Source organism: Myxococcus sp. SDU36 (genome assembly GCF_030168875.1).
Classification (GTDB): domain Bacteria; phylum Myxococcota; class Myxococcia; order Myxococcales; family Myxococcaceae; genus Myxococcus; species Myxococcus vastator.
Genome location: NZ_CP077414.1, coordinates 1,777,989 through 1,786,810 on the forward strand (window position 1 = coordinate 1,777,989; position 8,822 = coordinate 1,786,810).

Genomic DNA, 8,822 nt, shown 5'->3' on the forward strand with positions numbered 1-8,822 from the left:
AGACGTTGCTGGGGGCGGCCTTGGCGAACCCAGAGCTTCGCGTGTCACGGATGCCGCTGGCGGCCCCGGATGAACGCAGCGCTGTTGCGCGGGTGCCTGCTCCCTCGGAGCAGCGGCTTCAGCCCGAGGGAGCCGCGGTTCCCAGCATGGCGCCGTCCAGTCTGTCGTCGAGGATTGCGGACCGGGACCTCGCGGATGCGGCTGTGCTGGCCCGGTTCGCCTCGTGGGTGGAGCGGACACCGGACGCGGTGGCCCTCAGCATGGGCGACCGTCGCCTGTCGTGGCGGGCGTTGTCGGCGAGGGCCCGAGGTCTCGCGGCCCGGTTGAAGCAGGAGGGCGTGGGCAGTGACGTGCCGGTAGCGGTGCGCATCACGCCGTCGGTGGAGTCGGTCATCGCGCTCTGGGGCGTGCTGGAGGCGGGAGGTGCCTGTCTTCCCGTGACGGCCGGTGAGGTCGCGGAGCTGGCGTCCCTGCTGCCCGGGCAAGGACCTCGGTTGTTGCTGGTGCCCCGGACGCAGGACGTGCCGGCGTTGCCGAAGGGAATCCGCGCCCTCGCGGTGGACTCGGTCGGTTCGAGCGCGGAGGCGATGGAGCCCGTGCCCGCGGAGCGACTGGCGTTCATCGTTCCAGCGCCCGCGGTCCTGGGAGGACACGGCCGGGTCATGCTGAGCCACCGCAACGTGGCGCACGTGCTGGCCTCACTGGATGCTCGGACGGGCGCGGGTGAGGGGGACGTGTGGTTGGCTGCGGGTGGTCCTTCGGCCGACCCGTCGGGCCTGGACCTGCTGTGGGCGCTGGCGCGAGGGATGCGCGTCGTCCTTCCGCCCGAGCGGCTCGCCGCGCGCTTCGCCGTCCTGGGCCGCGAGCCGGACACGCGGCGGCCTCTCGATTTCAGTCTCTCGTACTTCGCCAACGATGAGGACTCGCTGGGCGAGGAGAAGTACGAGCTGCTCCTCGAAGGCGCGAAGTTCGCCGACACTCACGGCTTCTCCGCTGTCTGGACGCCGGAGCGGCGCTTCCACTCCTTCGGTGGCTTGTATCCGCAGCCTTCGGTGGTGGGCGGCGCGCTGGCGATGCTCACGCGGCGCGTGCAGATTCGCGCGGGCAGCGTGGTGCTGCCGCTCCATGACCCCATCGAAGTCGCCGAGCAGTGGTCCGTGGTGGACAACCTGTCCCGTGGGCGCGTGGGGCTCTCCTTCGCCACGGGGTGGCACGCGAACGACTTCTCGCTCTCACCGGGGACCTTTGACCGGCGGCGCGAGGTGCTCATCGAGCGGCTGGAGGAAGTGCGGCGGCTGTGGCGCGGCGGCACCGTGCTGCGGCGCAACGGCGCGGGCAATGAGGTGGAGCTGGCGCTGCGGCCCAAGCCGAAGCAGGCGGAGCTGCCGGTCTGGCTGACGTCCACTGGCAACCCGGAGACGTTCCGGAAGGCCGGTGAAGTGGGGGCGGGCATCCTCACCAACGTGCTCGGACTGGGCTCCAACCTGGACGAGCTGGCGATGAAGGTGGCGCTGTACCGTGAGACGTACCGCAAGGCGGGACATGGACCGGGCCATGGCCACGTCACGTTGATGCTCCACACCTTCCTCGGCCAGGACCTGGACGAGGTGCGCGAGGCCGTGCGCGAGCCGCTGCTGCGGTACTTCCGCAGCTCGGTGGACGTGTTCGCCAACCTGGTGGCCAGCCAGGGCCTTCAGGTGGACGTGCGAGGCCTCACGCCGGAGGACGTGGAGGTGATGCTCGCCCAGGGGGTGGAGCACTACATCAAGGAAGGTGGCCTCTTCGGCTCGGTGGAGGACTGCGTGCGCGTGGTGGAGCGCGTGCGCTCCCTGGACGTGGACGAGATTGCCTGTCTCGTCGACTTTGGCGTGGAGCTGGCGCCGATGATGTCCAGCCTCCGCCTGCTGGACGTCGTGCGTCAGCGCAGCCAGGTGCAGCCCCTGCCCGCGGAGGCGGTGCTGGCCGAAGGCGATGCTGGCTTCGGCGCGCTGCTGACGCTGGTGCAAGAGGAGGGCGTCACCACGCTGCGCTGCGCGCCGTCGCAGGCGCGTGCCCTGGCGGAGCTTCCTGGCGCCGAGGCCGCGCTGGGGGGCGTTCGCCTCTGGGTGCTTGGAGGCGAACCGCGGGACGTCACCACGTCCGCACGGCGTGTGGCGGTGGAGTCCTCCCTGGTGGGCGCGGCGTGGCCGTCTCCCGCTTCGGCGCCTGTGTACGTGCGGGATGCGTCCGGCGAGCCGGTGCCGGTGGGCGTGGTGGGCGAGCTGGCGCTGGGAGGCGCGGCGGTTCCGCTGGGCTTCTGGAATGATCCAGAGGCCACGCGGGCGCGCTTCATCTCCGTTCCGGGTTCGGATGAGCGCTTCTTCGTGACGGGCCAGCGCGCCCGTTTCCGCGACGCTGGAGCAGTGGAGTGCGTGGCCCCCGCGCGTGCAACGAAGGCGCGGCGTTCTACCTCGCAGCCAGCTCGCGGCGCCGTGGGCACCCGGACCACCGCGCGGCAGACGGTGGGCACGGAGGTCTCCGCGGCGACGGCCACGCCCGTGGTGCGCGTGGGTCGGGACAAGCCGCTGCCGCTGTCCTTCCCGCAGCAGCGCATCTGGTACCTCCACCAGTTGGACCCGGCGGGCATCGCGTACAACAACACCGTCACCTTGCGTCTCGATGGCGCGGTGGACGAAGGCCTCCTGGAGGCCGCGCTGAACGCGCTGGTTCGTCGGCATGAAGTCCTGCGCACGACCTTCGCGCTCGAAGACGGCGGTGCGTACCAGGTGATTGCCGACGCCATGCCCCTGGTGCTGGAGCGGCTGGAGGCCCGAGGCGGCACGTTGGAGGCGCGGGAGGCGGACGCGCTGAAGCAGGCCCTGTCCGAGGCGCGCAAGCCCTTCGACCTGGTCCACGGGCCGGTGATGCGAGCCGTGCTGATTCGCATCAGCGAGTCCGTGTCCGTGCTGCACCTCACGCTGCACCACATCGCCTCGGACGGATGGTCCGGGGGCGTGCTCTTCCGCGAGCTGGTCGCGGGCTACGAAGCGCTCGCGGCAGGTCGGCCGTCGCCGCTGCCCGAGCTCCCGATTCAGTACGCGGACTACGCGGTGTGGCAGCGGGGCTGGCTGGAGGGGCCGGGCATGGAGGCCCAGCTCGCGTACTGGAAGAAGCAGCTCGCGGGCGCGCAGGTGCTGGAGCTGCCGACGGACCGCCCGCGGCCCGCGCGCTGGACGGGCCGGGGTGGCCGTCTCCAGGTCTCCGTGGACAAGCCGGTGATGGACGCGGTGTGGGCCGTGGGCCGTCGCGAGGGGGCCACTCCCTTCATGGTGCTGACGGCGGCGCTCCAGACGCTGCTGCACCGGTACTCCGGGCAGGACGACATCATCGTCGGCACGTCCGCGGCGGGCCGCAACCGTCCGGAGCTGGAAGGGCTCATCGGCTGCTTCCTGAACACGCTCGCCATCCGAGGAGACCTGTCGGGAGCCCCCACCTTCGTGGAGCTGCTGCGCCGGGTGAAGGCGGCGTCCATTGGCGCCTACGCCCACCAGGAGATTCCGTTCGAGCGGCTGGTGGACGAGTTGCGCGTGCCGAGAGACCCAAGCCGCATGCCGCTGGTCCAGGCGATGCTCACGTTCCACAACACGCCGCCCGTCGAGGTCCGCACGCCAGGGCTGGGCGTGAAGATGGTGGAGCTGGACATCGGCGCCACCAAGGTGGACCTGTCGCTGGAGCTGCGTGAGACGCCGCAGGGCCTCACGGGCGCCCTGGAGTACCCAGCGGACCTGTTCGACCTGGCCACGGTGGAGCTGCTGTGGGAGCGCTTCGTCCGGCTGCTCCAGGGCATCGCCGCGAACCCGTCGCAGCGCGTGTCGGAGTTGCCGTTGCTGTCGAACGCGGAGCGCCAGCGGATGCTGGTGGAGTGGAACGACACCCGCGAGCCCTTCGCGACAGACGCGACGCTGCATGGCTTGTTCGAGGCGCAGGCCGCCCGGACGCCGGACGCCGTGGCCGTGGTGGCCGAGGGCCAGCAGCTCACGTACGCGCGGCTGGACGAACAGGCCAACCAGCTCGCGCACCACCTGCGCACGCTGGGCGTGGGGCCCGAGGTCCGCGTGGGGTTGTGCGCGGAGCGCTCCGTGGAGTTGGTGGTGGGGCTCCTGGGCGTGCTGAAGGCGGGCGGCGCGTTCGTCCCCTTGGACCCCGCGTATCCCACGGCACGGCTGACGCACATGATGCGGGACGCCGGGTTGTCCGTGGTGGTGACGGTGGATGCCATCGCTGACGTGCTCCCCGCGGGCGGCGAGCTGCTCGTCGCGGTGGACGGCGACGAACGCCACATCGCGCGCCATCCGACAAAGCCACCTCGAGTGGCGTCCTTGCCGGAGCAGTTGGCGTACGTCATCTATACGTCCGGCTCCACGGGCACGCCGAAGGGCGTGCTGGTGCCGCACCAGGGCCTCTGCAACACCCTGGGCACCATCATCCGGGCGCATGACGTGCAGCCAGGGCGGCGCGTGCTCCAGGCGGCGGCGCTCGGGTTCGACGCATCCGTCCTGGAGGTGTTATCCACGCTGGTGGCCGGTGCGGAGCTGCACCTGGCTCCACGCGAGTCACTGCTGCCGGGGGCACCGCTGCGCGCGCTGCTGGAGACGCGGGGCATTACCACGGTGACGCTCACGCCTTCGTCCCTGTCTCAGCTGGAGCCGGAGGGGCTGCCCTTGCTGGAGACGGTCATCTCCGCGGGTGAAGCCTGCTCGCCGGAGCTGGCGCGGCGCTGGAAGCCGGGGCGGCGACTGCTCAACGGCTACGGGCCCACGGAGGCGTCCGTCTGCGCGACGCTCTCCACCGAGCTGGACGTGGAGCGCCCGGACATTGGCCGGCCCATCGCGAACATGCGGGCGTACGTGCTCGACGGATGGGGGCAGCCCGTGCCTCCGGGCGTTCCGGGCGAGCTGTACCTGGGCGGACCGGGCGTGGCGCGTGGCTACCTGGGACGGTCGGAGCTGACGGCGGAGCGCTTCGTCCCGGATGCCTTCTCGGGAGCGGCGGGGGCGCGGCTGTACCGCACGGGCGACCGGGTCCGCTTCCTCGCGGACGGGCGCCTGGAGTACCTGGGCCGCACCGACTTCCAGGTGAAGCTGCGCGGCTTCCGCATCGAGTTGGGGGAAGTGGAGGCGGTGCTGCGCCAGCACCCCGACGTGCGTGACGCGGTGGCGCTCGTGCGCGAGGACACACCGGGGGCGCGGAGGCTGGTGGGGTACATCGTGCAAGCCGCCGAGCTCGACGCTTCGGCGCTGCGCTCCTTCATGAAGGAACGGTTGCCCGACCACCTGGTGCCCGCCGCCTTCGTCTCGCTGGATGCGCTTCCGCTGTCACCCAGCGGGAAGGTGGACCGTGGGGCGTTGCCGGCTCCGGATGCCGCGCGCGGAGGCATCACCGGAAAGGTGTTCACCGAGCCGCGCACCGAGGCGGAGAAGGCGTTGGCCGCGCTCTGGGCGCAGGTGCTGGGCGTGGAGCGTGTGGGCCTGCACGACAACTTCTTCGAGCTGGGCGGCGACTCCATCCTGGGCATCCAGATTGTCTCCCGGGCCAAGGCTCTGGGGCTGGAGCTGGAGCCGGCCATGCTCTTTGAGCGGCAGACGTTGGTGGAGCTGGCGGCAGCCGCGGGGACGGCGAAGGCAGGCACGGCGGAGCAGGGGCTGGTGGAGGGGCCCGTGCCGCTGACGCCCATGCAGCGCATCTTCTTCGACGAGTGGGCGTTGCCACAGCCGCACCACTACAACCTGGCGGCGGTGCTGGAGGTGCGCCGCCCGGTGGATGCCGCGCTGTTGGAAGAGGCGCTGCGGACGCTGGTGTCTCACCATGACGCGCTCCGGCTGCGCTTCACGCGGACGCCGGAGGGCTGGCGCCAGTCCATCGCGGGAGTGCCCGAGCGAGTGCCCGTGAGGCGCGTGGACCTGTCCTCCGTGCCGGAGGCGGAGCAGGGCGCCGCGTTGGAGTCCGTGGGCGCGGAGGTCCACCAGAGCCTGGACCTGGGCGAGGGGCTGCTGCTGCGCGCGGCCTTGTTCGAGCGGGGCGCGGGCCGGTCGTCCCGGCTGCTGCTGGTGGTGCACCACCTGGCGGTGGATGGCGTGTCGCTCCGTCCGCTGCTGGAGGACCTGGAGTCGGCGTACTCGCAGTTGGAGCGCGGGGCTCCGGTGTCGCTGCCGCCGAAGACGACGTCCTTCAAGGCGTGGGCGGAGCGGCTGGTGGCGCATGCCCGGACGGACGAGGTGGCGCGCGAGCTGCCGCTCTGGAAGGCCTCGCGTGACGTCCCCTCGCTCCCGGTGGACCTGCCAGGCGGCGACGACACGGTGGGCTCGGAGGCGCTGGTGACGGTGACGCTGGGCGTGGATGAGACGAAGGCGCTGGTGGGCGAAGTGCCCCTGGCGTACCGGGCGCGCGTGGACGAGGTGCTGCTCACGGCGGTGGCACGCGCGCTGTCCCGCTGGACGGGAAGCCGCGACGTGCGGCTGGAGCTGGAGGGGCACGGGCGCGAGGCGCTCTTCGGTGACGTGGACTTGTCTCGCACCGTGGGCTGGTTCACGAGCACCTCCCCGCTGGAGGTGGAGTTGCCGGAGGCGGGCAGTCCAGGCGACGCGCTTCGGACGCTGCGGGATGCGCGGCGGCGGTTGCCGGTGAATGGCATGGGCTACGGCTTGCTGCGCTACCTGCGCGAAGACACGGCCCAGGCGCTGCGCGCCTCTCCGCGCGCGGAGGTGGGGTTCAACTACCTGGGACAGCTCGACGCGGCGGCTCGGGGTTCGGAGCGCTTCGCCCTCACGGAGGAGCCGAGCGGCGCATGGCATGGCGCGGGAGGCCGCCGACCACACCGTCTTGAAGTGAATGCCGTGGTGAGCGAGGGCCGACTGAGGGTGGCCTGGGCCTACAGCACGCGCGTCCACCAGCGGGCGACCATCGAAGCTGTGGCAGAGAGCTTCCTGGCGTCGCTGCGTGAGCTGATGGCGGGCCGGAGTACGCCGGACGCGGCGCGCCGTTCGCCGGGTGACTTCCCGCTCGCGCGCCTGTCGCCCGCGTCCCTGGACCGCCTGCTGCGGCGGTTCCCGGACGTGGAGGACCTGTACCCGCTCACGTCGCTTCAGCAGGGCATGCTGTTCCATGTCGCGCTCGCGCCCCAGGGCTCGGGGGTCTTCCACGAGCAGTTGGCGTGGACGTCACGTGGGAAGGTGGACGTCGCCGCGCTGCGACGCGCGTGGGCGGTGGTCATCGCGCGCAACGCCGTCCTGCGGACGTCCTTCATCCACGAGGGACTCCCGGAGCCGCTCCAGGTCGTTCATGCCAAGGCGGACCTGCCCTGGACGGAGCACGATCTGCGAGGTGTTCCCGCCGAGGCGCAGCGTGCCCGGCTGGAGGCGCTGGTTCGTGAGGACCGTGCTCGTGGCTTCAACCTGGCGCCCGCGCCGCTGGCCCGGATGGAGGTGGTCCGTCTGGCGGAGGAGGAGTATCGCTTCCTCTGGAGCCACCACCACCTGGTGATGGACGGGTGGGGCGTGGGCGTGATGTTGCAGGAGGTCTTCGCCTGCTACGCGGCGCTGACGCAGGGGCGCGACGTCTCCTTGCCTCGCCCCGCGGCCTGGCGCGACTACATGGCCTGGCTGCAGCGGCAGGACCTGTCCCGCGCCGAGGCGTTCTGGCGTGAGGAGCTCGCGGGCTTCACCACGCCAACGCCGCTGCCTGGCGCCAGGGCCGCCGCGCCCGGGATGGAAGCCGCCGTCACGGGTGAGGAGCTTCTGTGGCTGTCGCAAGAAGCCACGGCCGCGCTTCAGGCCTTCGCACGGCGCAACGCGGTGACGCTCAACACGCTGACGCAGGGCGCGTGGGCGTTGCTCCTGGGACGCCATGCGGGCCAGGAGGACGTCGTCTTCGGGGCCACCGTCTCCGGGCGCCCCGTGGACCTGCCGGACGCCGAGTCCATGGTGGGCTTGTTCATCAACTCGCTGCCCATCCGCGTGGACCTGTCGTCCAACGCGCGGGTGGTGCCGTGGCTGCAGAAGCTCCAGGCACGGCAACTGGAGATGCGGAAGTACGAGCACAGTCCGCTGGTCCAGGTGAAGGGCTGGAGCGACATGTCCCGGGGCCTGCCGCTCTTCGAGAGCCTGCTCATCTTCGAGAACTACCCGCTCGACACCTCGCTGGGGCAGGGCGTGCCGGGGCTGGAGGTGGTGGACGTGGAGAGCCATGAGCAGGGAAACCACCCGCTCATCGCCTACGTGGTTCCCGGTGAGAAGCTGCGCTTGAGCCTGGCCTATGCGCCCGAGCTGCATGGCCCTGACGTGGTGGCCGAGTTGCTGGAGCACTGGCGCATGCTGCTGGAGGCACTGGCCTCTGGCGTGGAGCGGCTCGCGGACGTGACATTGCCGGGGGACGCCGAGCGGCGTCAGGCCATGGCCAAGGCGCGGGTGGCCCCCGCGGGGTACGTCGCCCCCGCGACGCCGGAGGAGCTGGCGCTGGCGGGGATCTGGACGGAGCTGCTCGGCCAGCCGCGCATCGGCGCTCGGGACGACTTCTTCGCCCTGGGCGGACACCCCGAGATGGCCGCGCGGGTCGTGGCGCGCGTGCGTGAGGCGTTGGGCGTGGAGCTGCCGCTGACGGCGGTGTTCGAGTCACCCACGCTCGCCGGCATGGCGGAAATGGTGTCCCGGATGGCGGGCTCGATGAAGCGGATCGCGGATGACGCCATCGCACCGGCGTCGAGGTCACTGGACCCGGCCGCGTTGGACCAACTGTCGGACGAGGAACTGGACGCGCTGTTGGACGCGACCGAGGCGGAGAGCTGAGCC

The 8,822-nt window shown here is 71.5% G+C and carries 1 protein-coding gene (only partly in view); it reads left to right on the forward strand.

Going from position 1 to position 8,822, the window contains the following annotated elements:
- A protein-coding gene (locus KGD87_RS07340) for a non-ribosomal peptide synthetase/type I polyketide synthase (RefSeq protein ID WP_284666762.1) crosses the window boundary here: on the forward strand, nt 1-8,819 show its 3' portion. Its footprint begins 4,309 nt before the window's first position; 8,819 of the gene's 13,128 nt are visible here — the last part of the coding sequence; the start codon falls outside the window, past its left edge; the stop codon is at nt 8,817-8,819.
- Nucleotides 8,820-8,822 lie beyond the last annotated feature (3 nt).